Annotated in this window: 17 protein-coding genes; 10 read left to right on the forward strand and 7 right to left on the reverse strand. The window is 75.7% G+C overall.

Features of this window, described 5'->3' with window-relative positions:
- Window positions 1-3: 3 nt before the first annotated feature.
- The 7 genes from PUR71_RS16270 (at window position 4) to PUR71_RS16300 (ending at window position 13,745) form a co-directional block, all read left to right on the forward strand.
- Window positions 4-495, forward strand: a complete 492-nt coding sequence (locus PUR71_RS16270) for a (2Fe-2S)-binding protein (protein WP_329927702.1) — start codon at window positions 4-6, stop codon at window positions 493-495.
- Window positions 492-2,882 carry a xanthine dehydrogenase family protein molybdopterin-binding subunit gene (locus PUR71_RS16275; RefSeq protein WP_329927703.1) on the forward strand — a complete coding sequence of 797 codons (2,391 nt, stop codon included), beginning with the start codon at window positions 492-494 and terminating at the stop codon, window positions 2,880-2,882. Before PUR71_RS16270 ends, PUR71_RS16275 begins: the two co-directional genes overlap by 4 nt.
- Window positions 2,883-2,963: 81 nt before the next feature.
- On the forward strand, window positions 2,964-4,559 hold the full coding sequence (mdlC, locus tag PUR71_RS16280; protein WP_329927704.1) for a benzoylformate decarboxylase: 1,596 nt from the start codon (window positions 2,964-2,966) through the stop codon (window positions 4,557-4,559).
- A gap of 33 nt (window positions 4,560-4,592) precedes the next feature.
- The gene (locus PUR71_RS16285) at window positions 4,593-4,874 is read left to right on the forward strand and encodes a hypothetical protein (RefSeq protein ID WP_329927705.1); all 282 of its coding nucleotides are present in this window, start codon (window positions 4,593-4,595) and stop codon (window positions 4,872-4,874) included.
- Entirely contained in the window at window positions 4,871-11,131 is a 6,261-nt protein-coding gene (locus PUR71_RS16290; RefSeq protein WP_329927706.1) for a condensation domain-containing protein, read from the forward strand. The genes PUR71_RS16285 and PUR71_RS16290 overlap by 4 nt, the downstream gene beginning before the upstream one ends.
- The gene (locus tag PUR71_RS16295) at window positions 11,131-11,424 is read left to right on the forward strand and encodes an acyl carrier protein (protein WP_329927707.1); all 294 of its coding nucleotides are present in this window, start codon (window positions 11,131-11,133) and stop codon (window positions 11,422-11,424) included. Before PUR71_RS16290 ends, PUR71_RS16295 begins: the two co-directional genes overlap by 1 nt.
- Window positions 11,421-13,745 (forward strand): amino acid adenylation domain-containing protein, encoded by a 2,325-nt coding sequence (locus PUR71_RS16300; protein WP_329927708.1) that lies wholly within the window; start codon window positions 11,421-11,423, stop codon window positions 13,743-13,745. The genes PUR71_RS16295 and PUR71_RS16300 overlap by 4 nt, the downstream gene beginning before the upstream one ends.
- Before the next feature lie 63 nt (window positions 13,746-13,808).
- On the opposite strand, the gene PUR71_RS16305 is transcribed toward PUR71_RS16300, so the two are convergent.
- A complete protein-coding gene (locus PUR71_RS16305) occupies window positions 13,809-15,686 on the reverse strand; it encodes a KedN5 family methylcobalamin-dependent radical SAM C-methyltransferase (RefSeq protein ID WP_329927709.1) in 1,878 nt (625 codons plus the stop codon).
- A 145-nt stretch (window positions 15,687-15,831) separates the two neighbouring features.
- On the opposite strand from PUR71_RS16305, the gene PUR71_RS16310 reads away from it, so the two are divergent.
- Complete coding sequence (locus tag PUR71_RS16310) at window positions 15,832-16,557, forward strand: thioesterase II family protein (RefSeq protein WP_329927710.1); 726 nt, start codon at window positions 15,832-15,834, stop codon at window positions 16,555-16,557.
- A 31-nt stretch (window positions 16,558-16,588) separates the two neighbouring features.
- Here the strand turns inward: PUR71_RS16310 and PUR71_RS16315 are convergent, their stop codons facing one another.
- From PUR71_RS16315 to PUR71_RS16325, 3 genes are read right to left on the reverse strand one after another with little or no spacing between them, the layout of a single operon-like run.
- Window positions 16,589-18,283 (reverse strand): AMP-binding protein, encoded by a 1,695-nt coding sequence (locus PUR71_RS16315; protein ID WP_329927711.1) that lies wholly within the window; start codon window positions 18,281-18,283, stop codon window positions 16,589-16,591.
- Window positions 18,280-19,518: an NAD(P)/FAD-dependent oxidoreductase gene (locus PUR71_RS16320; protein ID WP_329927712.1), complete on the reverse strand. Its 1,239-nt coding sequence runs from the start codon at window positions 19,516-19,518 to the stop codon at window positions 18,280-18,282. Before PUR71_RS16320 ends, PUR71_RS16315 begins: the two co-directional genes overlap by 4 nt.
- Window positions 19,515-20,567 (reverse strand): ParB/RepB/Spo0J family partition protein, encoded by a 1,053-nt coding sequence (locus PUR71_RS16325; protein WP_329927713.1) that lies wholly within the window; start codon window positions 20,565-20,567, stop codon window positions 19,515-19,517. The genes PUR71_RS16320 and PUR71_RS16325 overlap by 4 nt, the downstream gene beginning before the upstream one ends.
- An 846-nt stretch (window positions 20,568-21,413) precedes the next feature.
- On the opposite strand from PUR71_RS16325, the gene PUR71_RS16330 reads away from it, so the two are divergent.
- Window positions 21,414-22,328, forward strand: a complete 915-nt coding sequence (locus tag PUR71_RS16330) for a VOC family protein (protein WP_329927714.1) — start codon at window positions 21,414-21,416, stop codon at window positions 22,326-22,328.
- Window positions 22,329-22,435: 107 nt separating this feature from the next.
- Here PUR71_RS16330 and PUR71_RS16335 read toward each other — a convergent pair whose 3' ends face one another.
- The 3 genes from PUR71_RS16335 to PUR71_RS16345 all read right to left on the reverse strand — a co-directional run bounded on the left by PUR71_RS16335 (window position 22,436) and on the right by PUR71_RS16345 (window position 24,059).
- On the reverse strand, window positions 22,436-23,212 hold the full coding sequence (locus PUR71_RS16335; protein WP_329927715.1) for an SDR family oxidoreductase: 777 nt from the start codon (window positions 23,210-23,212) through the stop codon (window positions 22,436-22,438).
- A 157-nt stretch (window positions 23,213-23,369) separates the two neighbouring features.
- Complete coding sequence (locus PUR71_RS16340) at window positions 23,370-23,906, reverse strand: SixA phosphatase family protein (protein WP_329927716.1); 537 nt, start codon at window positions 23,904-23,906, stop codon at window positions 23,370-23,372.
- Window positions 23,907-23,933: 27 nt separating this feature from the next.
- Window positions 23,934-24,059, reverse strand: coding sequence for a hypothetical protein (locus tag PUR71_RS16345; RefSeq protein ID WP_329927717.1), 126 nt, complete (start codon window positions 24,057-24,059; stop codon window positions 23,934-23,936).
- A 134-nt stretch (window positions 24,060-24,193) separates the two neighbouring features.
- Between PUR71_RS16345 and PUR71_RS16350 the strand changes: the two genes are divergently transcribed.
- A complete protein-coding gene (locus PUR71_RS16350; protein WP_329927718.1) occupies window positions 24,194-26,557 on the forward strand; it encodes an ATP-binding protein in 2,364 nt (787 codons plus the stop codon).
- The last annotated feature ends 46 nt before the right edge of the window (window positions 26,558-26,603 follow it).

Here is a 26,603-nt window from a genome sequence, read left to right on the forward strand (position 1 = left end):
CCCGTGCGCACCACACCGAGGGGCGGCACACCGATCAGCCTGCGCGTCAACGGCACCGAGCACACCGCCGAGGCCGAGGACCGCACCCTCCTCAGCGACTTCCTGCGCCACGGGCTCGGCCTCACCGGCACCCACGTGGCCTGCGAGCAGGGCGTCTGCGGCGCCTGCACCGTCCTGGTGGACGGCGAGCCGGTGCGCTCGTGCCTGATGCTCGCCCGCCAGGCCGAGGGCTGCCGGGTGGAGACGGTCGAGGGGCTCGCCGAGGACGGCCGGCCCGCCCCGCTCCAGGAGGCGATGACCGAGGAGCACGGCCTGCAGTGCGGCTTCTGCACGCCCGGCGTGCTGATGGGTCTGACGTACGCGGACCGGGCCGGCCTCAGCGCCGACCAGGCGGTGACCGAGGTGCTCCGCGGGCACCTGTGCCGCTGCACCGGCTACGCGGGCATCCGCGCCGCCATCGAGCGGCACTGGCAGGGCGAGGAGACGACGGCATGACCGCACCCGACGCCGGCCACCCGGCCGCACCCGACGCCGGCCGCCTGATCGGGCGCGCCGTCCCGCGCGTCCACGCGCCCCGGCTGGTGCGCGGCCAGGGCCGCTTCGTCGACGACATCGACGACGTCGGCGCCCTGCACGCCGTCGTGCTGCGCAGCCGGGTCGCGCACGGCCGGATCACCCGCTTCGACCCGGCGGCGGCGCTGGCCGGCGGCGAGGCGCTGCTGGTGCTCGGCCCGGACGAGATCGAGCGGTTCACCGACCCGATCCCCACCGCCTGGCGGATCCCCGGCCAGCTCACCGACACGGTGGCGCTCGGCGACCGCACCGTGCGCTACGTCGGCCAGCCGATCGGCCTGGTGGTGGCGCGCAGCCGGGCACTCGCCGAGGACGTCGCGGAGCTGGTCGCCGTCGACGTCGACCCGCTGCCCGCCGCGATCACGCTGACGGCGGCGCTCGCGCCGGACGCCCCGCGGCTCCACCCGCAGGCCCCCGACAACATCGGCGGGCGGATCCACTTCGGCGACGACCCGGCCGAGCTCGACGCCGTCCTCGCCGCCGCGCCACACGTGGTGGAGCGCGAGTTCGCGGTGCAGCGGATCAACCACAGCCCGATGGAGCCGCGCGGCCTGCTCGCCGAGTGGATCCCCGCCACCGGGCGGCTGACGGTCCACAGCAGCACCCAGTCCCCGCACGCCGTGCGCCAGGAGCTCGCCACCGCGCTGCGGCTGCGGGTGGACCAGGTGCGGGTGGTGACGCCGGACGTCGGCGGGTCGTTCGGCGGCAAGGTCACCCTGTACGTCGACGAGGCGCTGGTCTGCCTGGCCGCCGTGCGGCTCGGTCGCCGGGTCAAGTGGATCGAGGACCGCGCGGAGAACCTGAGCTCCTCCTACCAGGGCCGCGGCCAGCGGGCCCGCGCCCGCCTCGCCCTCGACGCGGACGGGCGCTTCCTCGCCCTCGCCGCCGAGATCACCGGCGACCTCGGGGCCTTCGCGATCCAGGCCGGCAGCGGCCCCTTCCAGGTCGCCGGGCTCGCGCTGGAGGGCCCGTACCGGTTCCCGAGGGCCGGGGCCACCATCACCACCGTCCACACCAACACCGTGCCCACCGGCGCCTACCGCGGCTACGGCATGCAGGAGGCGGCCTGGATCCGGGAACGGCTGATCGACGAGGCCGCCCGCGAACTCGGCCACGACCCCGTCGGGCTGCGGCTGCGGAACCTGCTCGGGCCGGACGAACTCCCGTACACCACGCGCACCGGGCTCACCTACGACAACGGCGACTATCCCGCCGCGCTGCGCCGCGCCGCCGAACTGGCCCGGGAGCGCGCCCGGGAGTCCACCGCGACCGTGCGCCGCGGGGTCGCGGTGACCGCCAGCGTGGAGATCACCGGCTTCGCCCCCTCGGCGCTGCTGGAGCTGTTCCGGATCGACTGGGCCGGCTGGGAGAGCGCCCGGGTGCGGGTCAACCAGGACGGCACCGTCACCGTGTTCGCCGGGGTGATCCCGGTGGGCCAGGGCATCGAGACGACCCTCGCCCAGATCGTCGCGGACCGGCTCGGCGTGCCGCTGGACTGGGTCGCCGTGGAGCTCGGCGACACGGCCACCGCGCCCTACTCGGACCTCACCTCGCAGGCCAGCCGCTCGGTCACGCTGGCCGGCGGCGCCCTGGTCGAGGCCGCCGGGCGGATGCGCGAGCGGATGCACGCGCTGGCCGCCGCCCACCTCGGCGCCCCGCCCGACGAAGTGGTGCTGGACGGCGCCCGGTTCCGCTGGCCGGCCGGGAACGCCTGCACGGCGTGGTCCGAGGTGGCCGCGCGCGGCTGGCGCGGCTGGGGCCGGCCCGACCCGGACCGGATCCGGCTGGAGGAGAGCGTCGACTTCGACCCGCCCGCCATCACCTACTCCTACAGCGCGCACGGCGCCGCCGTCGCCGTCGACCTGGAGACCGCCGAGGTCACCGTCGAGGACTACTGGACCGTCAACGACAGCGGCGTGCTGGTGAACCCGGCGATCGCCGACGGGCAGATCGTCGGCGGCGTCGTCCAGGGCCTGGGCATCGCCCTGGTCGAGGAGGCCGTGCACGACCCGGCCACCGGACGGCCGCTGGCCACCGGCTTCACCGACTACGTGCTCCCGGTCTGCGCCGACGTCCCGCCGGTCACGGTGGAGCACCGGTGCACGCCGAGCACGGTCATCCCCGGCGGCTTCAAGGGCCTCGGGGAGGGCGGGGTCATCCCCGCGCCCGCCACCGTGGCCGGGGCCGTCGCCGCCGCCCTCCCGCACGTCGCCCACCGGCTGACGGCCACGCCGCTCACGCCGGAGCGGATCTGGGCGGCGCTGTCGGAGGCCAAGGAGCTGTCCGAGGCCGGGGACGACCGGATCTGAGCCCGGGACCCACAAGCCTCCGCCGACACCGCTGCCGACACCGCCCCCACTGACGCCCCCGACACCGAAGGGATCACCAGCGTGCCAGCCCGTCAGGACGAGCCGACCGGCCGCCCGCCCACCGTCCGCGAGGCCACCTTCGCGCTGCTGCGGAGCCTCGGCATGACCACGGTCTTCGGCAACCCCGGCTCCACCGAGCTGCCGATGTTCCGCGAGTTCCCCGCCGACTTCCGCTACGTGCTCGGGCTCCAGGAGTCCGTCGTGCTGGCCATGGCCGACGGCTTCGCCCAGGCCGGCCGGCGCCCCGCCGTGGTCAACCTGCACTCGGCCGCCGGCGTCGGCCACGCCATGGGCAGCCTCTTCACCGCCTGGCGCAACCGCACCCCGCTCGTGATCGTGGCCGGCCAGCAGGCCCGCTCGCTGCTCGGCGGCGAGCCCTACCTGCTCAACGACCAGGCCGCCGAACTGCCCAAGCCGTACGTCAAGTGGAGCCGCGAACCGGCCCGCGCCGAGGACGTCCCGGCCGCCATCGCCCGCGCCTGCTACCTGGCCATGTCGCCACCCCACGGACCGACCCTGGTCTCGGTGCCCGCCGACGACTGGGACCGGCCCTGCGGACCCGTCGAACCCCGGACGGTCTCCACCACCCTGCGCGCCGACCCCGAGGCGCTCGAACGCGTCGGCCGCGCCCTGGCCGGCGCCGCCCGCCCCGCCTTCGTGGTGGGCGCCGCCGTCGACCAGGACGGCGCGTTCGCCGAGGTCGTGGAGCTCGCCGAGCGCCACCGCGCCGCCGTCTGGGCCGCGCCGATGTCCTCGCGCTGCGCCTTCCCCGAGACCCACCCGCTCTTCGCGGGCTTCCTGCCGCCGGTCCGCGAGGAGATCGTGGCCCGGCTCACCGGCCACGACGTCGTGCTGTCGCTGGGCGCACCGGTCTTCACGTACCACGTCGCGGGCGGCGGCCCGGTGCTGCCGCCCGGCACCGCGCTCCACCAGCTCACCGACGACCCGGCCACCGCCGCCTGGACTCCGGTCGGCGACGCGCTGCTCACCGGCATCCGCCTCGGCGTGCGCGACCTGCTCGCCTTCGACCCGGCCGTTCCGCGCGAACTCCCGCCCCCGCGGCCCGCCCCGGCCCCCGTGCCGGACACCGACGTCATCACCCAGCCGCTGCTGATGCGCACCCTCGCCGACCTGCGCCCGACCCGCAGCGTCATCGTCGAGGAGGCCCCGAGCAGCCGCCCGGTGATGTGCGAGTACCTGCCCAACGAGCGGCCCGAGAGCTTCTACACCTGCGCCAGCGGCTCGCTCGGCCACTCGCTGCCGGCCGCCGTCGGCATGGCGCTCGGCCGGCCCGGCGAGCGGGTGATCGCCGTGGTCGGCGACGGCTCCGCGATGTACTCGATCCAGGCCCTGTGGTCCGCCGCCGAACTCGGCCTGCCGCTGACCGTCCTGGTCGTCAACAACGGCCGCTACGCCACGGTGGACCGCTTCGCCGACCGCTTCGGGCTCGGCAAGGCCGTCGGCACGGCCATCGGCGGCCTCGACTTCGCCGCCCTGGCCCGAGCCCAGGGCTGCGCGGCGGGCCGGGTCGAGCACCCGGCCCGCCTGGCCCGCGCCCTGCGGACCGCCCTGGCCTCGCCCCGGCCCTACCTGCTCGACGTCCGCGTCGGCGACTGAATCCCGTTTACTCCGAGAGGGAGAGACCTTCACATGAGCGAGCGCACCGCGGAAGAGACCCGGCAGGACATCCGCGATATCGTGATCGGCATGGCGCCGGACCAGGGCCTCGCCGACCGGCCCGACCCCGAGCTGGTCGAGGAGCTCGGCTACCACTCCCTCGCGCTGCTCGAACTGGCCTTCGCGCTGGAGGACGAGTACGGCCTGCCGCCGATCGACCGCGAGCGGGCCCGGCTCATCCGCCGCCTCAGCGACGTCCAGGACTACGTGGTCGCCGAGCTGGCCCGGGCCGAGGTGAGCGGGGGAGCGGCGTGATCGACGAACGGCTGCGCGCCGTCGCGGAGCGCTGGCCCGGCCGGGCGGCGCTGGTCTGCGGCGAGCGCCGGATCTCCCACGGCGAACTCGCCGACCGGATCGCCCGGGCGCGCGGCGCCCTGCACGCGCTCGGCCTCGGGCCGGACGGCCTGTTGCTGCTCGCGCTGCCCAACTGCCCGGAGTTCGTCGTCGGTTACTTCGCGACGGCGGGCCTCGGCGCCCGCGTGCTCGCGCTGGACCCGGGGCTGACGCAGGCGGAGTACCACCAGGTGCTGGCCGAGGGCCGGCCCGACGTCGTGATCACCACGGCGGCGCTCGCCCCCCGCTGGGCCGAACTCGCCCCGGGCGCCGTCCTGGTGGTCGTCGGCGACGGCCCGGCGGAGGGCGGCCGCGCCTTCGACGAACTGATGCGCGCCGACGCGCTGCCCGCCCGCCCGGCCGACCCCGACCGGGCGTGGGTGCTCACCTACTCCTCGGGCTCCACCGGCGAGCCCAAGCGGATCTGCCGCAGCCAGGACAACCAGCTGGCCGAGGCCGACCACATCATCGCCAGCGCCGCCGTCACCCCCGACGACGTCCTGCTCTGCCCCGTGCCGCTCTACCACGCGCTCGGCCAGTTCTGCTGCATGATCGTCGCGGTGCTCGCGGGCGCCACCCTCGTCCTGCCCGAACCCTCCGGGGCCGTCGGTGCGGTGGAAACGGGCGGCCCCGACCCCGCCGGCCTGCTCGCGCTCGTCGCCCGCCACCGCGTCACCGTCCTCCCGTCCGTGCCCTACCTGCTCGGCGCCCTCGCCGACTGGCCCGAGGACCGGCCCGCCGACCTCTCCTCCGTCCGGCTCTGCCTGTCCGGCAGCAACTTCCTGGCGCCCGCCGTCCGGGAGCGCTTCCTCGCCAGGTTCGGCGTGCCCGTCCGCCAGACCTACGGCAGCTCCGAGGCCGGCAGCGTCAGCTGGGACTGCGACCCCGACGGCTTCGTCCCCGAGTCGGTGGGCCGCCCCCTGCGCGGGGTGCGGGTCGAGGTCCTGGACGAGCAGGGCCGCGTCCTGCCGACCGGCAGCACCGGCGAGATCGCCGTCACCAGCCGGTCCGTCATGCTCGGCGAACTCGCCCCCGGCGGGACCCTGCTGCGCCCCGGCCCCGAGCGCTACCTCACCGGCGACCTCGGCCGGCTCGACGAGGACGGCCGCCTCCACCTCACCGGCCGCAAACGGATCCTGGTCGACACGGGCGGGCACAAGGTCAACCCCGTCGAGGTCGAGGAGGTCCTGGAGGCGCACCCGGCGGTCCGTGCGGCGGCCGTGGTGGGCGTCCCCCTGGCCGGTGGCGGCGACCTGCTCGTCGCCGCCGTCGTGCCGGGCGACGACGGCCCGGTCCCCGCCGAGGAGTTGCGCGCGCACTGCCGCGCCCGCCTCGCCGGGCACAAGGTCCCCGCACGCTTCGAGACCGTCGCCGCTCTGCCGCGCACCGAACTCGGCAAGCTCCGCCGGGGCCGTCTGGCCGCCGAACTCGCCGCCCTCGTGGACACCGGCGCGGCCCGCCCGGCCGTGGGGATCTGGGACGAGCCCGACCCGCGGCGCCGCGCCCACCTGCTCACCGAACACCTGCGCCGGCGCACCGCCGACCTGCTGGCCGTCCGGCCCGAGCGGCTCGACCCGGCGGCGCCGCTGCACGCCCAGGGCCTCGACTCGCTGGCGGCGCTGCGCCTCAAGATGGCCGTCCAGGACGACCTGCGCCGCACCGTCGGCCTGCCCGAACTCCTCGGCGGCGCCAGCCTCGACACCCTCGCCCGCCGCCTCGCCGACGACACGGAGGGCCCCACCGAGGTGTTCGTCGCCCGCGGCCCCGTCGTCGGCGAGTTCCCGCTCTCCCACAACCAGTCCGCGATCTGGCACGCCGACCAGCTCGTCCCGGAGGCCGCCGCCTACAACCAGAGCTTCGCGGCCCGGATCACCTCCGAATGCGACCCCGACGCGCTTCGGCGCGCCTTCCAGACCCTCGTCGACCGCCACCCGGCCCTGCGCACCACCTTCGCGCTGCGCGACGGCCGCCCGGTCCAGCGCGTCGCCGAGCACGCCGACGTCGACTTCGCGGTGGTCACCGTCCCCGCCGACTGGCCCGACCGCACGGAGCGGCTGAGCGCGACGGCGTTCCGCCCCTTCGAGCTCGACCGCGAGACGCCGCTGCGCGTCCGGCTCCACCTCGGCGCCGCCGACGGCCCGGTGCTGCTCGTGACGGTGCACCACATCGCCACCGACTTCTGGTCCACCGTCGCCCTCCTGCGCGACCTCGCCGCCGCCCACGCCGCCGACGGCGAGCTGTACCGGCCGGCGCCCCGGCACGGCTACACCGACTACGTGCGCTGGCAGGCCGAGACCCTCGCCGGCCCCGCGGCCGAACGCGACTGGGCGTACTGGCGCGAACTCCTCGCCGACCCGCCGCCCGCGCTCGAACTCCCCGCCGACCGGCCCCGCCCGGTCGTCCAGAGCCAGCGCGGCGCCCTCCACGTCCACGAACTCGACCAGCCGCGCGTCAAGGCCCTCCAGGACTTCGCCCGCCGCCACGGGAGCACCGTCTACACCGTCCTCCTCGCCGCCTTCCAGGGCTACCTGCACGCCTGGACCGGCGAGCGCGACATCGCGGTGGCGACCATCACCACCAACCGACAACGCTCCGAATTCGCCGACGTGCTCGGCTACTTCGTCAACCCCGTGGTGTGCCGCACCGAGGTGGACCCGCGGCGTCCGTTCACCGACCTGCTCGCCGCCACCGGCCGTGGGCTGCTGGCCGGTCTGGAGCACCAGCAACTGCCGTTCGCGACGGTCGTGGAGCGGCTGGCGGCCGAACAGCCCGGACGTCGCCGGGACCGCAGCCGGACGCCGCTGGTGGAGATCGGCTTCGGCCAGAACAAGGCCCAGGACGGCGGGATGCTCGCCGTGAGCCGCTTCCTGTCCGGGGCCGGCCAGGAGCTGCGGCTGGGTTCCCTCGCCCTGGAGTCGCTCCCGTTGCGGCGGCGCGGCGTGGTCTACGACTTCTCCGGCGCGGTCCACGAGTCCGCGGACACGGTGGCGATCGCCTGGGAGTACAACACCGACCTGTACGAGGCGGCGACGGTCGAGCGGTTCGCGGCGCAGTTCGAGGAATGGGTCGGACGGCTGCTCGAGCGGCCGGAGCGGCCGCTGGCGGAGGTGGACGCGGAGGGTGGTGGCCCGTTGTCGGACGTCGCCGCTCCGGCGGGTCCGGCACCCGCGCTGCCGCAGGCGATCGGCGGCCTGGCGCGCGCGCACCCGGGGCGCGCCGCGCTGGTGGCGGGCACCGACACGCTGACGTACGGCCAGGTGTCGGACCGGGCCGGGGCGCTGGCCGCCCGGATCGCCGCGCGGGGCCTCGCCCCGGGTGTGCGCGTCCTGCTCTGGTTCCCCGAGCGGTCCGCGGATCTGCTGACCGCCGGGCTCGCCGTGTTGCGCAGCGGCGCGGTCGCCGAGCCGCTCGATACCGCTGCCGAGGTCCGCAGGGCCTGCGCGGACGCGGACCTGCTGATCACCACGGCGGCGGCCCGCGCCGAACTCGGCGAGCTGCCACTGCCGGTGCTCTGCCCGGAGGAGGCGGGCGAGGCCGGCCGGGCCGAGCCGGTCCCCGTCGGGCCGGCCGATCCCGCGCTGGTGCTCCGAACGTCCGGCGTGACCGGCGAGCCCAGCGCCGTCCTGCAGCCGCACGGCGCGCTCGCGGCCTGGGCACACTGGCTGGCCGGGCAGTCCGGCCCGGCGGCCCGCGTCCTGGTGCACGGCGCGCTGAGCGCCGACCAGGTGCTCGCCAGGTCGCTCGCGGCACTCGGAGCGGGTGCCACCGTGGTGCTCGACACCACCGTCGGGCTGTCCCGACTCCTCTGCGGATCCCAGGTGTTCGACTTCGTCACCGTCACCGCGTCCGAGCTGTCCGCGCTCCTCCCGGCCCTCGCCGCGACCGGCCGCGAGCCGGCCGTGCGCACGCTCCTCGTCACCGGCGAGCCGCTCACCCCGGCGGTCGCGCAACGGTGGCTCGCGACGGCCCCCGACTCCCGGCTGCTGCACGGCTACGGCGGTGCGCAGACCGCGCCCGTCGTCTGCGTCCGCGAGGTCGGCGCCGACGACCTGCCCGCCACCGACCCCTTCCGGCCGCTGCCGGTCGGGCGGGCCCTGGACGGGATGGCCGTCCGAGTGCTCGACGACGTCGGCCGTCCGGCCCCGGCCGGGGTCTCCGGGCAGCTGTGGGTGACGCGCTTCCCGGGCGACGAGCCCGTCCGCACCGGCGACCTCGCCCGCCGGCTGCCCGACGGCGGGATCGTCGTGCTGGGCCGCGCCGCCGACCTCACCCGACGCAACGGCTACCTGGTCGCGCCCGGCCGGGTGGAGGCCGCGCTCCTGGGACTGCCCGGGGTGCTGGGCGCCGCCGTCGTGCCGGAGGACGCCGACCTCGTCGCGCGCGTGGCCGTCGGGCAGTCGACGCCCCGCCTGCGGGAGGCCCTGCGCGAGCTGCTGCCCGAGTACCTGCTGCCCTCCGCGGTGCTGCTGACCGACCGCCTGCCCGCCGCCCGGAACGGCAAGACCGCCCGCACCGGCCTGTCCGCCGCCGTGCGGCCCCGGGCCGAGGAGCCGGACCGGCCGGCGGACGCGACGGACCCGGCGGAAGCCGTCCTCGCCGCGATCTGGGCCGAGGTGCTGGGCGTGGCCGAAGTCGGCCCGGAGGACGACTACTTCGACCTCGACGGCGACTCGATCACCAGCATGAGCATCGTCTCCCGCGCCGCCGAGGCCGGCCTGCGGCTCACGCCCCGGCAGATCTTCACCCACCCCACCGTGCGCGAACTCGCCGCCGTGGCCGAGCGGACGGCCGCACCCGGGCCCGGCACCCCCACCTCCTCGGACGGCCCCGCAAGGGTCCCGCTCGCGCCCGTCCAGCAGTGGTTCCTCGACCTGCCGCTCGTCCGGCCGCAGCACTGGAACCAGACGCTGCTGCTGCGCGCCGCCCCCGGCCTGGACGCGGACCTGCTGCGCCGTGCGCTGCTCGCCGTCGCCGCGCACCACCCGGCGCTGCGCTTCCGCTACCACCGCGACGAGGACGGCTGGCACCAGACCGCCCGGCCCGACGCCGAGCCGGTCCGCGTCCTCGACGCCACCGGCACGGGCCCGGATGCGGAGAGCGCCGCCGCGAGCGCCCAGGCCGAACTGGACCTGACCGACGGCCCGCTGTTCGCCGCCGTCCTGCTTCCCGAGGGCGACGAGCCCGGCCTGCGTCTCCTCCTGACCGCCCACCACCTCGTCGTCGACTTCGTCTCCTGGCAGATCCTGCTGGACGACCTCGGCCGGGCCTGCGAGCAGCTGCTCGCGGGCGGGGAGGTGCGGCTGCCCCCGCTCACGACCCCCTTCGCCGAGTGGACGGCCCGGCTGCACGCCCACGCGGACACGCCCGCCGTCCGGGCCGAACTGGACCGCTGGACCCGCCCGGCAGCCCGGCCGGACGCCCGCCCCGACGCGGGCACGGAGGGCCAGGCCGCCCTCGCCGAGGCCGCGTTGCCCGCCGACGCCACCGCCGCGCTGCTGGCCGCCACCGGTGGCCGGGGGCGCGACCGCGCGCAGGACGTGCTGCTCGCCGCCGTCGCCCAGGCGGTGGCCGAGTGGACGGGGGAGCGCGAGGTGGTGCTGGACGTCGAGACGCACGGCCGTGCCGAGCTGTTCCCGGACGTCGACCTCAGCCGCACCGTCGGCTGGTTCACCGCCGTCCACCCGGTGACGGTGGCCCCGGACCGGTCGGCCGGGGAGGCCGGCCCGGCCGCCACCTACCGCACGGTCCGCGCGCTGCTGGACGCGCTGCCCGCCGAGGGCCTCGGCCACGGCCTGCTCCGCTACGCCGCGAGCGATCCCGCGGTGCGCGACCGGCTGGCCGCGCGGCCGCCCGCGACCGTCAACGTCAACTACCTCGGCCGCGCGGGCCGGCTGGTCGGCGGCGGCGCACCCGCCGAGGGCCGGGCGCTCACCCCGCTGCCGCTCGCCGGCACCGGCGACCGCGGCCCCGGCAACCCTCGCCCCTACCCGCTGGAGGTCAGCGCCCTGCTGATCGACGACCGGCTGCTGGTGCGGGTGCGCCACAACGCGGCGGCGCACCCGCCGGCGGACGTCCGACGGCTGCTCGACCGCGTCCTGACCGGCCTGACGGCCATCGTGTCCACGCTCGCGACGGTCCCCGCCGCGGACCGCGCGCACCCACTCGCAGGAGGCCAGTAGTGTCAACGACCCCTTCTACCCCCGCGGATCCCGTCACCCCTGCCACCGCCCTCGTCCGGGCCGGCTGGGCGGCGGCCCTCGGCCGCGACGACTTCGGTGACGAGGACGACTTCTTCGCGGTCGGCGGCCACTCGCTGCTGGTCGCCCGGATCATGGCCGGCATCGGCCGGCAGGTCGGCACCCGGCTGCCGCTGCGGATGTTCTTCGACCACCCGACCGTCGCGGACCTCGCCCGGGCGCTCACGGCCCGCGGGCTCGTCCCGGCCGAGGAGAAGGAGGACGGCGCGTCATGACCGGACCGGACCGCCTCCTGCCCCCGCCGCAGTGGTTCGCCACCGCCCGGCCCTTCCCCGTCACCGCGACCGTCCCCGACCTGCTGCGGGCCGCCGCCCGGGCCCACCCCGACCGCCCCGCCCTGGTGGCGAGCGACGGCACCGTCCTCACCCACGCCGAACTCGACACCTGGACGGACCGGCTGGCCCGCCTGCTGGCCGGGCGCGGCATCGGCCGCGGCGCGTACGTGGCGCTCTACGCCGACCGCACCCCGCTGGCCGCCGCCTCCCTCGTGGCGGTGCTCAAGTCCGGCGCCGCGTACGTGCCCATCGATCCGGCCTGGCCCCGCGCCCGCGCCCTGGAACTCCTCACCGACCTGGGCGTGAGGTGCGTCGTCGCCGGCCGCGCCCGCCTCAAGGCCGTCCAGGAACTGCGCTGGGACGCCCCCTCGGTGCGCGAGGTGATCTGTCCCGAGATCACCGCGAAGGACACCTGGGCCGAGGTGCTGGACCGCGAGATGGTCGAGGAGTTCTTCGACTTCCTCTCCGGCGAGCCCGACCCGCTGGAGGCGGCCGGCTTCAACCTGCGCCGCTCCGAACGCCCCTACCGGCCCGGCGACGTGACCGGCTACCGCGACCACGTCGGCCGGCTGGGCCGCGAGGCGGCCGGCGAGGGCGCGCGGATCCTGGAGGTGGGCTGCGGCTCCGGCCTGATCACCGAGGCGCTGGCTCCCACCGCCGCCCGCTACGTCGCCGTCGACCCGTCCTCGGTGGCCGTCGACCGCAACCTGGCCGCGGCGGCCGCGGGCGGTTACGCGGCGGAGGGCGCGGTCTGCTACGCCCACGAGGTGGCGCAGGCCGTGTCCGGCCGGTTCGACCTCGCGATCATGGCGAGCACCGTCCAGTTCCTCCCGGACATGGACTACTTCCTGGAGACGCTGCGCGGCCTGCTGCCGATGCTGCGCCCCGGCGGGACCCTGCTGCTGGCCGACCTGATCGACCCGGGCCTGGAGGCCCACGCCGGCCTGCGGATCCCGCCCGCCCTGCTGGAGCGGCTCCCGCAGCTGCTGCCACTGGTCGCCGGGGTCGAGGTACGGCGCCGCCGCGCGGAGGACTTCGTCGGCGAACTCTCCCACCGCTACGACGCGTTCATCACCGTGGGGGAGGGCGCGGTACCGGCCGTGCGGCCAGGCCGGGTGCGGACCGGCGCCGACATCGAGGCCACGCCCGCCGGAGCGCTGCCGCCCGGCACCGTCACCGCGGACGACCTCGGGTACGCCGTGTTCACCTCCGGCTCGACCGGCAAGCCCAAGGGCGTCATGGTCCAGCACCGGCCGGTCGTCAACCTGATCGAGTGGCTGAACCGCACCTGGGCGGTCGGGCCCGGGGACCGCATCCTCGCCGTCGCCTCCTTCTGCTTCGACCTGTCCGTCTACGACCTCTTCGGGGTGCTCGCGGCGGGCGGTTCGGTGCACCTGGCGACCCAGCCGGAGACCGCCGAACCGGAGGTGCTGATCGACCTCCTGGAGGCCGAGCCGATCACCCTGTGGGACTCGGCGCCGGCCGCGCTCGCGATGCTCACCCCCTTCCTCGACGGACGGCCCGTCGAGGGGCGCGGCTCGCTGCGGCTGGTGCTGCTGAGCGGGGACTGGGTGCCGCTCACGCTCCCCGACGAGATCCGCGCGGCCTTCCCCCGCGCCGAGGTGGTGGCCCTCGGGGGCGCCACCGAGTGCACCGTCTGGTCCAACGCCTTCCCGGTGGGCGAGGTGGACCCGGCCTGGCCGAGCATCCCGTACGGCCGTCCGATGGCCAACGCCCGCTACCACGTCCTCGACGCCGCCCTGCGGCCCCAGCCCGTGGGGGAGCCGGGCGACCTCTACATCGCCGGGGCCTGCGTCGCCGCGGGCTACGCCGGCCGGGCCGCGCTGACCGCCGCCTCCTTCCGCCCCGAACCGGGCTCTCCGGAGCCCGGCGGCCGGATGTACCGCACCGGCGACCGCGCCCGCTGGCTGCCCGACGGGAACCTGGAGTTCCTCGGCCGGCTGGACGACCAGGTGAAGGTGCGCGGCCACCGGATCGAGCTCGGCGAGGTCCAGCACGCCCTGCACCGGTGCCCGGGGGTGCGCGCCGCGCTCGTCACCGCGGTGGACCGGCCCGGCGGCCGCGACCTGGCCGCCTTCTACGTCCCGGCGGCCGACGGTCCGTCCCCCGAGGACGCCCGGGCGTACCTCCTCACCCGGCTGCCCGCGCACCTGGTGCCCGCGCGGGTGCTGGCGGTCGACGCGTTCCCGGTGCGCGACACCGGCAAGGTGGACCGGGCGGCGCTGCTGCGGCTGCTGTAGGCGGGAACGTCGAAACGGGCGGTGGCGGGAGGATCCGCCACCGCCCGTCGCTGTTCCCGGAACTCAGAACGCCGCACCGGCCGGCCGGGGCTCGCCCATGAAGTGGACGATCTCCTCGTGGTTCGTCGAACGCACCGCGTTCAGCGCGCCGCTGCGGTAGTAGAGGTCCAGGCAGGTCGGGTCCGGGCCGAGGTCCGGCTCCTGACCGGCCCGCATCAGGGCCAGCGCCGCCGGGACGTTGTGGCTGAACGTCACACCGGCCCGCCGGAAGTAGCCGCGGCCCGCGACCTCCTCGACCAGCGCCTCCTGGTCCGCCACGACCGGCTGGGTCAGCAGGTCGTAGCGGAACACCTCGTCCAGGAACGCCCGGTGCTCCGCGCCCAGCCGCGGGCTCACCGCCTCGCTCCACCAGCGTTCGAGGGCCGTGCGGCCCGCGCGCTCGGTGAACAGGTAGCCGATCGCCGCCGCGTAGGCCGGGGCGCCGCCGCCGTGCGCCCGCGCGGCCGCCTCGCGCAGCGGCGCGGCCTCGGGGGCGCGAGTCGTGTCGATCCAGTCGGCCAGGCTGTCGAGCACCTCGGACTGGGTCCACCCGGCGAGCCGGCGCAGCGGCAGCCAGCAGTGCCGCAGCACGGCGTTCTCGGCCACCACCCGGGCCCAGAACAGGAACCGCTGCATCCGGGCGTTGTCCTCGAAGGTCATGGTGCGGTGCGCCAGCACGTACTCGAAGTCGTCGTGGTCGCCGCGCAGTGCGACGATCCCGTGGACCTCCTTGTGCTCGGAGTACTCCGTGTTGGGCAGCAGCATGATCGGGTAGACGGCGATCCGCGAGACGTGCTCGGCGAGTTCGTCGTAGCCGCGCAGGAAGGACTCGACGGTCTCGCCCGGCGCGCCCCAGATCAGCTCGGCGTAGCAGTCCAGGCCCTCGCGGCCGAGCCACTCGACGAGCTCCCGCCAGTCGTTGACCTTCATGTTGCGCCGGCGCATCGAGTCCAGGGCGTCCGGGCTGAGCGACTGCAGGGCCAGGGTGAACGAGCTGCGCAGGCCGGCCTCCTTCATCCGCCGCACGATCTCGTAGAACACCTTGGACTTGTTCTTCGCCCAGGAGGTCTCGAAGGCCCGGGGAAATCCCAGGCGGCGATTGATGGAAATGAGGTCCTCGACCAGTTCGAGATCGATCGGAAGCATCCCGAAGTTCGCGTCGCAGGCCACCACGGTGTGCACGCCGAGTTTCCCGAAGAGTTCGAGTTCGGCGCGCAGCCGTTCGCGCGAGAACGCGCGCACGCGCTGGCCGACGGCGCCGCCCCAGTAGCAGAACGCGCATTTGTACGGGCAGCCCCGGTTGGTCTCGATCAGGGCGACGTCGTAACGGAAGTTCCCGGCCTCGTCGAGCAGGTCGATCGCACCGGTCAGGAAGGGTGAGGGGATGATGTCGAGGTTCTCGATCCTGGGCCGGTCCCCGGTGGTGACGATCGTGCCGTCGGCGCGCCGGAAGGATATTCCGGCGATGTCGTCGAGCTCGTGCCGCGAACGGCCGTCCCGGCGGGCCCGGACCAGCTCGGGGAAGGTCAGTTCGCCCTCGCCGTTGACGATCACGTCGACCTCCGGGTGGAGCCGGAACACCCGCTCCGCCTGACCGCTGACGTGCGTGCCGCCGAACACCGTCCAGCCGTCGGGCTGCAGTTGGCGGTAGGTCGCGGCGAGGGCCCCGAAGGCCCGCACGTTCCAGCCCAGGACGGAGAAGCCGACGAGGTCGGGCAGTTCCTCCCGGAACAGCCGGTGGGCCATCTCCCCGTGCGTCACGCGGCCCCGGAAGTTGCAGATCTCGACCGCCGTCCCGGACCGGAGTCCGGGATCCTCCAGAATCATGGCCTTCAGGTATCCGGAGGCCAGCGGCATGGATTCCAGCGGCATGTCCCAGACGCCCTGCTGAACGAGTGCCACCCTGAGCTGCGGACCATGCATTCAGCGCTCCAATTCTCCACGTCGAATGGTTCTGGAGAAAGTCTGGCGGGCCGCGGTGGAAGGGTAAAGCGGCGTTTGACCGGAACGCGGACAGCGGGCGCCGGAAATGCCTATCATGCCGCCCATGGCAAAATATCGATGGCTGGTGGAGATATCCGGGCAGGCCTCCGCCGGGACGGTGCTGTACGCGTTCCCGCACGCCGGAGCGGGCACCGCCGCGGTCAAGCCGCTGTGCCGCGGGCTGGGCGAGGACTGCCAGGCGGTGGCGGTGCGGCTGCCCGGGCGCGAGTCGCGGATGGACGAGGAGCCGTACACCGAGCTCGGCCCGCTGTGCGACGGCCTCGCCGAGCAGGTCGCCGCGCACGCGGACGGGCGCCGGGTGCTGTTCTACGGCCACTGCGGCGGCGCGGTGTTCGCCTACGAGACGGCCCGCCGACTGCCCCCGGGCCGGCTGGCGGGGCTGGTCCTCTCGGCCCAGCAGGCGCCGGACCGGATCCCCCCGGTGCACACCTGGCGGCTGCCCGACGACGAATTCCTGGCCCAGGTGGCGCGGGACGGCTACCTGCCGGAGGCGGTCCTCGGCCAGCCCGAGCTGCGGGAGCTGGTCCTGCCCGCGCTGCGGGCCGACTACGAGGCCATCGAGCGGCACGAGTTCGCGGTCGACCCGATCGGGGCGCCGGTGCTCGCGCTGCTCGGCGAGGCGGACCACTCGGTGGCGGAGGAGGACGTGGCGGCCTGGTCGCGCTTCACCACCGGCGGGTTCCGGCTCGGCCTGCTGCCCGGGGGGCACAACCTGCTGCTGGAGGACCCGGGCGCGGTGGCGGCCGTGCTGCGGGCGGAACTCGGCTGAGGGGAACGGGTGGTGGGCGGCACCGCGTGCGTCAGGTGCACGCGGTGCCGCCCACCACCCGTCCGCCCAGCGTGCCCGCCGCGAAGGCCTCCCACATCGGCCGCCGCCGGGGCTTCCCGCTGGACGTGCGGCGGATCAGCCCGGAGGGTCCGGTCACCACCACGACCTCGGCCCCGTCCAGCCCGCGCCGCAGCCGCTCGACGGCCGCCGCCACCCAGGCCCCCTCCCGGCCCTCGACCACCGCCACGGCGGTGTCGACGCCGGCGAGGGCGCCCAGCAGCACGGCCGGGCGCCGGTGCCGCAGCTCCGCGATGCCCGTCAGCACCGCCTCCAGGTCCTCGGCGAAGACGGTGCGGGCCCGCTGCTTCAGGCTGTCCCCGAGGCGGCCGAGGACGTAGAGCTCGCCCTCGTGCCGGAAACCGCTGTCCCCGGTGCGCAGTTCGGTGGGGTCGAAGGCGGCGGCCCCGAGGTAGCCGTCGGCGATGGACGAACCGGCGCAGACGATCTCGCCCACGTGGCCCGGCGGCAGCTCCTCGCCCTGCTCGTCGACGACGCGTATCCGGCCGTCGGGCAGCAGCGGGCCTCCGCAGCCGACGAGTTCGAGGCGTCGCTCCGGCGGGGTGTCGGGGCCGGCCGGCTCCATCGGGTGCCCGGTCCGAAGCGTGCTCCGGTCCACCCGCAGGGTGCGCGGCTCCGCGCTCAGCGGCACGCCGGTGACGGCCAGGGTGGCCTCCGCGAGGCCGTAGGCCGGCAGCATCGACGCGGCGCGGAATCCGTGCGGCGCGAGCAGGTCCACGAAGCCGGACAGGATGGCCGGATCGATCCGCTCGGCCCCGGTGATGACCGCCCGCCACCGCCCGAAGTCCAGCCCCGTCAGCGCGTGCGGCCGGACCCTGCGCACCACGTGGGCCAGTCCGAACGCGGGCGTCGCCGTGAGCCGCGCGCCGTGCTCGCCGAAGCAGCGCAGCCAGGCCAGCGGCGAACGGACGAAGTCCTCCGGGCGCAGCACCCACAGGTCGGCGCCGGTGGTGACCGGGGTGAGCAGGCAGCCGACGAGGCCCATGTCGTGGTGGAACGGCAGCCAGGTCGCGGTGGGGTCGTCCGGTCCCATGCGCAGCCACCGGCGGACGGCGGCCAGGTTGGCCGCCAGGGCCCGCGCGGAGACGACGACCGCGCGGGCGGGGCCGCTGGAGCCGGACGTGAACTGGACGAGCGCGGTCGCGGGTGCCCCCACCGGGGCGGCGTCGGCGGCGCAGCCGTCGGGCCACGCCTCGCCGAGGTCGAGCACGGGGGCGGGGGCGACGGGCGGGGGCAGGCGGAGGGCGAGGCCGGGGGCGGGCGGGCCGGCACCGGGCAGGCCGCGGGCCGTCGGCCCGGCGGCGGTCAGGATCACCGTCGGCCGCAGGGCGGCGAGCTGGGCGGCCAGCTTGGCCCGGTACGCCGCGTCGTCCTGGAAGGTCGCCGGTGGTGCCAGTGGCGCGGGCACCGCCCCGCACAGCAGCGTGCCGAAGAAGGCCGCGACGAACTCCGGCCCGGAGCCGAGCACCAGGGCCACCGCCCGGCCGGGCCGAACGCCGGCCGCCCGCAGCCGGTGGGCCACGGCGTGGGCGGCGGCGGCCAGTTCGGGGTACGGGTGGCGCACCCAGGTGCCGTCCGGCCGGAGGAAGCGGATGCCGCGCTCCGGGGCCGGGGCGTCCAGCCAGTCGAGCAGTCCGGGCGCCGTCACCGGGCGCCCGGGGCGGTGCGGGGGAGGAGTTCCTCCAGGCGGCGGGCTCCGGCGAAGACGCCGAGCAGCCGGCCGGCCGCGACCGGATCCGCCCTCGCCTGCCGCACGGCCGTGGTGAGGTGCTCGTCCGCCCCGGTCAGGGCGGCCTGGCGGCAGGCGAACTCGAACGTCGCGGCGGAGCCCGCGTCCCGCCGGGCCTGGTAACGGGCGAGGGCGCGGTCCGGCGGGAGCTTCCCGGTGAGGGCGTCGTGCAGGGCGGCGGCGAGGTTCTCGGCGTCGGTGAAGGCGTCGGAGATGCCGCGCGCGGCGATCGGGTCCTTGTGGTGGCCCGCGTCGCCGGCCAGCGCCCAGCCGGGGCCGTGGGACTGGCGGTAGTAGTTGCGCAGGCCGGCGGCGCCGCGCACCGGCCCGGCGAGTTCGGCCGCGGCGATGCGCGCGGCGGCGCCGGGGAAGCCGGCGAGCGCGTCGACGTAGCCGCGCCGCCGCTCGCTCCCCCAGTCGCGGAAGGCCTCGCGGCGCAGGCTGAGCGCGACGACGGTGCGGCCCTCGTGGGTGGGCCACATGGACAGGCCGCTGCCCGGCCGGAAGTGCGCCTCGACGCCGTCCACCGGCAGTCCGGTCCAGTAGGCGTAGGCGGTGGCGGCGAGCGGCCCGCGGTCGACGAGCATCGGGGCGTCGACGGCACGGGCGACGGTCGAGTTGCGTCCGTCGGCGCCGACCACGACCTTCGCGGCGACGGTGAACCGTTCGCCGTCCGCGGTCTCGGCGAGCACGCCGGTGACCGGGCCGCCGTCCGCCCCGCGCAGCACGTCCCGCACGGTGACGCCCTCGCGCAGGTCGGCCCCGGCCGCCCGGGCGGCGTCGGCCAGCAGCTCGTCCAGGACGGTGCGGCGCGGCGCGTAGGTGACGGCCGGGCCGGTGACCGCGTCGTCGCAGGTCGGGGCGCCGCTGAGGGTGAGGCCGCCGAAGTCCAGGCCGATCCGCTCCAGGGGTGGGCAGCCGGTGGCGACGAGCGCGTCCAACAGGCCCCAGCGGGCCAGCCGTTCGACGCCGGGCCGCTGCACCCAGTGGGTGGACATGGTGTCGCTGGGGAAGCGGTCGCGCTCCAGCACCAGGACCCGGTGGCCCTGCCTGGCGAGCAGCATGGCCAGCGGGGCGCCCGTGCAGCGGGCACCGACCACGATCACGTCGACCTCGGTCGCGGGGGACGGCGTCTGCGCCGCGGCGGTGTTCAACTGACGCTCGTCCGCGCTTGAACCGCTCCGGCGGCCCGCGGTTCGTCGCCCCGCTGCAGGCTGTCGGCCAGCGACTGGAGGATCCCGGCGCAGCCGTGGCTCAGCTCGACGACCGACACCAGGCAGTGCGCGGGCAGGCGCTGGGCGATCTCCTGCTGCTCGCGGACCACCGCGTGGCAGGCGTCGAACATCCGCAGCAGTGTGCGGCCCGTCTCGTTGAAGCGCAGCGACGGATCCTTGCGCAGCCGGTCGAACAGCCCGGCCAACTCGGCCGGGGACTTCGGTTCCTGACGCTGCGCCGCGGGTTCTCGTGGCGGTGCGTTCCGCTCGGCGCCGCCGCGCCGCCGGGCCGGTACCGGGTCCTCGCCGCGGCGCAGCCGGTCGCGCACGTCCGCCGCGGTGGCCGGGGAGATGCCCGCCTCCCTGGCTATCTGGCGCAGGGAGGCCTGCGGGTTGCTGGCGATCAGTTCGACGGCGCGTTCCCGCCCCTGGGAGCAGTCCAGCGGCCGGGAGCGGCCGTCGCGGCCGATCCGGCTGGTGAGCTTGGGCAGGTGGGACACCTGCTCCTGGCGCAGCTCGGCGACCTTCTTGGCGGACAGCCCGGCGACGGAGGCGACCATCCGGTCCGACCAGGCGGGGTGGGTGGCGAAGATCCGCCGGGCCGCCGAGCTGCGGTCGGCGAGCGAGAGCGGCAGCCCGTGCTTGATGTTGGCGGCCACGGAGAGCAGGAAGACGTCCGCCTCGCTGCCCTGGAAGAAGCGGACCTCGATCTCCTGCTGGCCGCGCAGCTCCGCCGCCCGCAGCCGGTGCATGCCGTCGACCACCCGCATCGACGGCTGGTGCACGAGGATCGGCGGGTGGGTGGCGTCGGAGGCGGCGAGCAGGCGGACGTGCTCGCCGTCCTCGCCCTCCAGCCTCGGCGAGTCGGCGTCGAGGAGCGCGCGGATCGGCACCACGGTGACGGCGGACCGCTGCAGCTTGTCGTGCCGGAGCGACAGCAGCAGTGAGGTGGGATCGCCGACGTGACAGAAAGGCTGAGTCGTGCTCATTCGACGCTACTCCCCGTGTGTGACGGAACCGTTGTCCGGGAAGGCGCGCCTGGGTCGGCTCAGGCGGTAACGTTCCCGGAGTCGTTGAGGTTCAGCGGATTTTCGAATTTCTGGGGCGGTCCGTGGACCGGCGCCCGCCGAGCGTCCGCATCCCGTTGTCGCCCCCCGTCAATGTTCCTGACAATGCGTGATTTAGCTGCGAACAGTCAAGGGTCCCGGCGGCCCCGGGACAATTCCCGGCGCCGGGTGTGAGGCGGGTCGCGGCCGGGTAGGCAATCCTGTTCCCGGGCGCCGGGGTGCTGGCGGCGGACGAATCCACGGAAAGCTTCGGTCAATTCCAAAGCGACATCGGCGTGGTTCCCGCGGATTCGGTGCGCGGTGTGCTCACGGCCGGTCGGCACCGCCGGGGCGGCGGGGGTGCGGCCCGGTCCGCCGCGCCCCGGGGTGGGCCCCGAGCGCCCTGCGGGGCGTCAAGATGCTCGTGTGACGGGACTGGTGGCGGAATCCTGCCACTGGCGTCGATCCGCCGCCAAGCCGTCGGGATCCGGCCGGGGGCGGCCGGCCGAGGCCCGGCGCCGGCGCGGCGCGGCCGGCGGATGTGCGTACGAATCTTCATGAGAATGCGCGCACGGCGGAGGGTCGTGGTGCGCGGGCCGCGTGCGGTCGGGGTCGGGCCGGGCTGCGGACGCGCGTGCGAATGCGGGGTGTCCGGTCACCGTCGACTTCCCCCGGAAATCCGCCTAGGGTGCGAAGCGGGTCGAACTCCGGCCGTTCCGTTCGAGTTCACCCGATGATTTCCCGCGCTATTCAACGGCGTGAATCCTCGCATTGTCCTCAGGGGGCAGCATGGTTCTGCACGTGCGGCATGTCGGTCTCGGCGTACCGGATCTCCGGAGCGCCGCGGAATTCTACGAGAATCGCTGGCGGCTGGACGTCGTCGAACGCGACGGCGACCGGATCTATTTCGGCGCGGGCTGCCCGGAGAGCCACGTGCTCCGGCTGCGCGCCACCGACGAGCCGAGGGTCGACCTGATCGCGCTCGCCGCGGAGTCGGCGGCCGAGGTGGATCTCGTCGCCGCGCGGGTCGCCGCCCACCCGCGCGGCCGGCTGCTCGGCGAGCCCGGCCCGCGCCAGGACCTCGGCGGGGGCCACGCGGTGCGGTTCCTGGACTGCGACGGCCGGACGGTCGAGGTCTCCGCCGACGTGGCGGGGCGGGTGTTCACACCCGTGACCGCGAGCGAGACCCGCCCGAAGGGGATTGGCCACGTCGTGCTGAACACACCGGATATCCAGGTGGCGCGCGAGTTCTACGAGACGGTCATGGGATTCCGGGTGACCGACTGGGTCGAGGACGTGATGTGCTTTCTGCGCACCGGCCCGGTGCACCACACCATCGCCTTCACCCGCGCCCCGCACACCTCGCTCAACCACGTGGCTTTCGAGGTCCACGGACTTGACGAGTTCATGCGGGCCACGGGCTCGCTGATGCGCGCGGGCATTGCCCCGGTCTGGGGCCCCGGACGGCACGGCGTCGGGCAGAACACCTTCTCCTATTTCCAGGAGCCGTCCTCCGGTTTCGTGCTGGAGTACACCACCGCCGCCCAGGTGATCGACGAGGAGCACGGCTGGACCCCGAAGGTCTATCCGGCCAACGCCCAGACCACCGACGTCTGGGGCACCGCCAACGCGCGCGACGAACTCGTCTCCGCGACCCTGATCGGCCGCCCCGACCCCGGCACCTGGACGCCCCCGCCGGTGTGACGGCACGCGGACGGGGCCAGGAGCGGCTTCCTCCGCGCCCGGCTCCGTCCTGCCCGGCTCCGTCCTGCCCGGCTCCGTCGTGCCAGCGCGCCCGTCGTCCGTGCCCCTCAGCGCACGTCCAGGCCGCCGTCCGGCCGGAGCACCTCGCCCGTCATCCCGTGCGCGTCGTCCGAGGCCAGGAAGCGGTACAGCGGCGCCAGTTGCGCGGGCGTCAGCACCACGCGCAGCGGATTGAAGTCCCGGATCACCGCGCTGATCCCGTCCGGATCGCCGAACACCTCCGCCGACCCCTCCGCCCCCACCGCCGCGCGCAGCCCCGTCAGCACGCCGCCCGGGGCCACCGCGTTCACCCGCACCCGGGGCGCGAGGTCCGCCGCCAGGTGCCGGACCAGCCCGACCGCGGCGTGCTTGGCCATCGCGTAGGCGACCCCCGAACCGTTGCCGCGCACCACGTACGAGGCGTCGGACAGCGTGAACACCATCGCGCCGCGCCGCTCCAGCAGCGGTTCCGCCGCGGCCCTGGCCGCCAGCAGGTAGCCCACGACGTCGACGTCCAGCACCCGCCGCGCCAGCTCGGCCAGTTCGGCCGCCGGCCGGTCGCGCAGCCCGACCCCGCCGTCGTGGATCCCGGCGTTGCCGACCAGCACGTCCAGCCCGCCGTGCGCCTCCACCGCGGTGCGCACCGCCCGCTCGTTGTCCGCCGCGCTGCGCACGTCCCCGAGCACCAGGGCCGTCCCGTCGGGCAGGGGCTCCCGCGGCTCCTCGTGGTCCAGCACCACCACCCGGTGCCCGTGCCGCGCGAGGTCCTCCACCACCGCCCGCCCGATCCCCGACGCCCCACCGGTCACGAGGGCGACCCGCGCCCCGCTCTGCTGTCCCACCACGGAGAACTCCCAGGTCCGCACGGATCCGACCCGGCAACGAGTACACCGCCCCCGCACCCGCCCACCACCCCCGCCCCCGCGAACACCCCACCCGCGTTCAACCGCCCCCCGTCGGCACTCGAACACCCCGCGTGCCCGGCTACCGTGGGCGGACGGGTCAGGAGCGAGGCCCGCGGGGGACGGCGAAGTCGCGGAGGCGGGCCGGGGACGAGCCCAACGCGGCCCATTCGCCGGTGACTTCCAGGACGGCGAGGCCGCTCGTCGGGTACTTCTCCCGGACGCGGTCGAGGGCCTCGCCGCCCGTGTCGGCGGCGAGGTCGAGGACCAGGTCCTCCAGGGCCGGGTTGTGGCCGATCAGGAGGACGGTCGCCGCGTGGCGGGGCCGGCCGCGCAGGACCTGGACGAGGTCGTCGGCGTCGGCGGTGTAGACCCGGGGGTCGAAGGCCGCGGAGGGGGCCTGCGGCAGTTCGGCGGAGGCCAGGTCCCAGGTCTCGCGCGCCCGCCGCGCCGGTGAGCAGACCACCATGTCCGGCAGCAGCCCCCGGTCGCGCAGCCATCGGCCGGCCTCGGGCGCGTCGCGGCGCCCACGCGGGCCCAGCGGGCGCTCCTCGTCCGGCACGCCGGCCGGCCACGCGGACTTGGCGTGACGCAGCACGATCAGTGTGTGGGGCGGGGGCGTGGTCGTGTCGCTCATGCCTCCAACCTGCCACAGAGCCCTCGATTACGGGCAGATCCAGCAGTAGAGGCGCTGCTCGCGGGCGACGGCCCGCCGCGCGAGCGCCGCGAGTTCGCGCAGGAAGTCGGCGAGGACGTCGACGTCGGGCGGCGTGGAGAAGACGTCGGACACCGCCCACTCGCGGGCGACACGGCCCGCTGCCGGCCGCGCACGCGGGCGGGCTGTCGAGCGAACCCGGATCACCAAACCCCTGTGTGCACGTCAACACGCTCCGTACACTGGCCCGGCGCCGAGGAGTCTCGGCCGTGTCCCGAGGGGGGTGGAGCGTGCTCGGCGGGCAGGCGGTGCCGGATCCGGACGAGGCCTACGACCTCGCGGAGTTCATCGACGCGCTCGGGCGACTGCGGTCGTGGGCGGGCGCGCCGTCGTACCGGGAGCTGGCGAGGTCGGTGGGCCGGCTGCTGCCCGTGCCGCAGCCGGTGGCCGCCTCCACGGTGGTCGACGCCTTCAAGCCGAACCGCCGCCGCCTCGACTTCGACCTGGTGGTCGCGATCGTCCGCGCGCTCGGCCTGTCCGACGACGAGGCCGACCGGTGGCGCCGGGCGTGCGTGCGCGTCCACGGGGAGGCCAGGACGGGCGGCGCGGACGCGGTCCTGCGCCACCTGCCCGCGGACCTCGCGACGTTCACCGGCCGCGCCCGTGAGGTGGACGCGCTCGTCGCGGCCGTGCCGGACACCGCCGGGGGCACCCCGACGGTCGTCATCTCGGCCATCGAGGGGATGGGCGGCGTCGGCAAGACGACGCTCGCCGTGCACGTCGCCCGCCGGCTCGTCGCCGCCGGGCGGTACACCGGGATCCAGCTGTACGCGAACCTGCGCGGCTTCGACCCCGACCACCCGCCCGGGGACCCGGCCGAGCTCCTGGGCGGCTTCCTGCGCCGGCTGGGCGTCCCGGCGAAGCAGGTGCCGGACGGCCTCGACGAGCGCGCCGCGATGTACCGCGACCGGATGTCCGACCGGGACGCCCTGGTGCTGCTCGACAACGCGGCCGACGAGAGGCAGATCCGGGCCCTGATCCCGGCGAGCCCCCGGTGCCTGGTCCTGGTCACCAGCCGGCGCAGCCTGACCGCGCTCGACGGCGCCGCCCTGTTCCCGCTCGACGTCTTCAGCCGCGACGAGGGGACGGAACTGCTGGCGCGGATCACCGGCGCCGAACGCGTCGCCGCCGAACCCACGGCCGCCGGGGAGGTCGTGGAGCTGTGCGGCCACCTGCCGCTCGCCGTCGCCCTCGCCGCCGGACGCCTGCGCTCGCGGCCCGCCTGGAGCATGGCCGACCTCGCCCACGCGCTGCGCGGAGGAGCGCCGGACGCGATCGGGTCGGGCCGCAGGACGCTGCGGCCCGTCTTCGACCTCTCCTACCGCGGACTGCCCGGCCCCGCGCAGCGCGTGCTGCGCCTGCTCGGCCGCCACCCCGGCGTCGACTACACCGTCCCGGCGGTCGCGGCCCTGGCGGACCTCCCGGAGCAGGACGCGGAGGCGCTGCTGGAACTGCTCCAGGACGAGCACCTGCTCCAGCAGAAGACCTACGGCCGCTACGAACTGCACGATCTCCTGCGCAGCTACGCCGCCGAGGCGGCGGCCCGGGAGCCGGGCACCGAGGGCGACGCGGCGGTGGAACGCCTCGCCCGGTGGTTCCTGCACTCCGCCTACAACGCCGCGAAGGCCGTCGACACGCCCGACCTCCCGTTCCCCACCACGCCCAGCGAGCACGGCCCGGCGACGTTCGACTCCTACGACGAGGCGCTGACCTGGTTCGACCGCGAGTGGGACAACCTGACCGCCGTCCAGCTCGCGGCCCGGGACCTCGGCCTCCACGACATCGTCTGGCAGCTGGCCGTCGCACGGAAGTTCGTCGCCGCGCTGCGCAACCACCTGCGGGACTCCGCCACCGGGCACGAGCTCGCGGTGGAGGCCGCGCGGGCGCTCGGGGACCGGGCGGTGGAGGCCCGGGTCACCGGCGGGCTGGGGCTGGCGTACCGGATGCTGGGGCGGCTGGAGGACGCGGAGCGGTGCTACGGCGCGGCGAGCGCGATCCTGCGGGAACTCGGGGACTGGGTGCGGATGGGACCGCTCCTGCTCAACATCGCGGGCGTGCACCAGTTCCGCGAGGACTACCCGAAGGCCCTGGCGGTGTACGAGGAATCGCTGGAGGTGTTCGAGAAGTCCGGGGCGATCGGGGGCCGCGCGACCGCCCGGCTGAGCCTCGGCGCCGTGCACCAGACGCTGGGCGACCTCGACGAGGCCGAGCGCTACTTCCTCCTCGCGCTGGAGGACAACCGGGCGGTGGCCGCCGCCGTCCGGGCCGACAGCAGCAAGGTCGGCAACCGGCGCGGCCTGGCCATCCTGCTCGGCCACCTGGCCACGGTGCACGCGGCCCGGGGCGAGGCCGAGCGGGCGGTCGGCGGCTACCGGGAGCAGATCGAGCTTCTGCGCTTCCTCGGCGACAAGCAGCTCCTCGCCGAAGCGGTCCGCGCGTCGGGCGACGCGCAGCTCGCGGCCGGCGACGCGACGGCCGCGCGGGAGGCGTGGACCGAGGCGCTGGCGCTCTTCGAGGGCCTCGGCGACGACGGGCAGGCGGCGGCGGTCCGGGAGCGGCTCGGGGGCGACTGAACCCCGGGCCGGGGCGCGGAGGGCAGCCGCGCCCGGAGCCCGCCGA

This window comes from Streptomyces sp. SP17BM10 (assembly GCF_036322405.1).
In the GTDB taxonomy this organism is placed as follows: Bacteria; Actinomycetota; Actinomycetes; order Streptomycetales; family Streptomycetaceae; genus Kitasatospora.

Bases quoted from the DNA above. Each gene is read 5' to 3' on its own strand.
- PUR71_RS16275 (WP_329927703.1), top strand. From the start codon at position 492: ATGACCGCACCCGACGCCGGCCACCCGGCCGCACCCGACGCCGGCCGC.
- PUR71_RS16285 (WP_329927705.1), top strand. From the start codon at position 4,593: ATGAGCGAGCGCACCGCGGAAGAGACCCGGCAGGACATCCGCGATATC.
- PUR71_RS16300 (WP_329927708.1), top strand. From the start codon at position 11,421: ATGACCGGACCGGACCGCCTCCTGCCCCCGCCGCAGTGGTTCGCCACC.
- PUR71_RS16310 (WP_329927710.1), top strand. From the start codon at position 15,832: ATGGCAAAATATCGATGGCTGGTGGAGATATCCGGGCAGGCCTCCGCC.
- PUR71_RS16325 (WP_329927713.1), bottom strand. From the start codon at position 20,567: ATGAGCACGACTCAGCCTTTCTGTCACGTCGGCGATCCCACCTCACTG.
- PUR71_RS16330 (WP_329927714.1), top strand. From the start codon at position 21,414: ATGGTTCTGCACGTGCGGCATGTCGGTCTCGGCGTACCGGATCTCCGG.
- PUR71_RS16340 (WP_329927716.1), bottom strand. From the start codon at position 23,906: ATGAGCGACACGACCACGCCCCCGCCCCACACACTGATCGTGCTGCGT.